This is a genomic window from Acidiphilium sp. (genome assembly GCF_049977125.1).
In the GTDB taxonomy this organism is placed as follows: Bacteria; Pseudomonadota; Alphaproteobacteria; order Acetobacterales; family Acetobacteraceae; genus Acidiphilium.
Window position 1 is genome coordinate 1 of the sequence record NZ_JBMFGY010000175.1, and the last position, 1,559, is coordinate 1,559.

Annotated in this window: 1 protein-coding gene and 1 pseudogene; both read left to right on the forward strand. The window is 68.5% G+C overall.

Annotated elements, in window-relative coordinates; translation table 11 throughout:
• Positions 1–1,370: MFS transporter (locus ACP5E6_RS16020; RefSeq protein ID WP_427955752.1), on the forward strand; the 1,370-nt coding region annotated here is incomplete at its 5' end.
• Positions 1,363–1,559 (forward strand): annotated as a pseudogene (locus tag ACP5E6_RS16025) (radical SAM protein); the annotation flags it as partial. The gene ACP5E6_RS16020 and the pseudogene ACP5E6_RS16025, both read left to right, overlap by 8 nt.

Sequence of the window (1,559 nt, forward strand, 5' to 3'; positions counted from 1 at the left end):
CCGACAATGCGATGCTCGACACGCTGTCGAACCTGCGCTGGAACCGGTTCCATACCATCGTCGTCCTGCTGTTCGGCCTCGGCTGGGCGCTCGATGCGTTCGAAGTGACGTTGATCGGCAACGTGCTGGGCGCGCTGCGTCAGCATTTCCACCTCGGCAGCAACGCGATGTCGTTCATTCTCGCCGCCTGGTTCGCCGGGTTGATGATCGGCGCATCCGGCTTCGGCATTTTGTCGGATCGCTACGGCAGGCGCCGGGTGTTTCTGGCGAGTCTGGTGCTGTACGGCGTCGCCACCTTGGCGACCGCGTTCGCACCCGATCTGGCATCGTTGCTGGTACTGCGGCTGATCGCGGGCATCGGCGTCGGTGCGGAATATTCCGCGATCAATGCGGCGATCGCGGAACTGGTGCCGAGCCGTTCGCGCGGCAAGGCCTCGGCGATCGTGTTGAATTTCTGGCCGGTCGGCAGTTTCATAGCCGCCCTGCTGGCCTGGCTGGTGTTATCGGCGCTACCGGCGGATATCGGCTGGCGCGTGGTGTTCGGCCTCGGCGGCGCCATCGCACTCTCGGCGGCATGGTTTCGCCGCTACCTGCCGGAAAGCCCGCGCTGGCTGATCGAGGCCGGCCGGCCGGACGATGCGCGGGCGATCATCGCCGGAATCGAAGCGGGGCTGACCAACCTGCCGCCGCCGGTCACCTCTCCCATCGCGCAGCTGGCGCGGCACGAAGCCAATCGTTTCCTGCAATTGCTGCGGCTCTATCCCGGACGGCTCGCGCTGGGTGCCGTGCTCGATTTCGCCGAGGCCTCGGGCTACTACGGGTTGTTCGCGTTTCTGCCGATCGTGGTGCTGCCGGCACTGCATCTACCGCCGGCGCGGCTGCCGCTGTTCTACCTGGCCGGCAGCGTCGGCGCGCTGATCGGCGGGCTGGCCGCGGCCGGGCTGCTCGACCGGCTGGGCCGGGGCTGGACCGTCGGTGGGTTCTATGGCGCGACCGCGCTCGGCCTGATCGGCTTCGCCGCGATCACCCATTTCGGCGCCGGCGCGATCATGCTCGGCTTTGCGCTGGTCAATCTGCTGGCGACCGGCAGTTGGATCGCCGCCTACCCGACGTTTTCGGAATTGTTCCCCACCGCGCTGCGCGCCACCGGCATCGGCGCCTCGGTCGCGATCGGGCGGATCGGCGCCGCGTTGTCCCCGTTCCTGGTCGGCTATGTCGGGGCGCGCAGCATGCCGGCGGCGCTGATCATGCTGGCGGGGTTCTGGGCGCTCGGCGCGGTTGCCATCCTGGTCTGGCGCCGGCGCGGCGGCATCGAAGCGCGCGGCCTGTCGCTGGAGCGCATCAGCGCTGAGCGCGTGGCCCATGTTTGACGCAATCCCGTCTGACGCGGTCACCCCGCCGCCGCTGCTCACGGCCGCAGGTCCGGTGCTGATCTTCGGCGGCAACTACAGCAATCTCCAGGCGAGTATCGCCCTGCTCGATGCGGCGCGCGCCCACGGCATCGCGCCCGATCACATCATCTGCACCGGCGACATCATCGCCTATGGCGCCGATCCGCA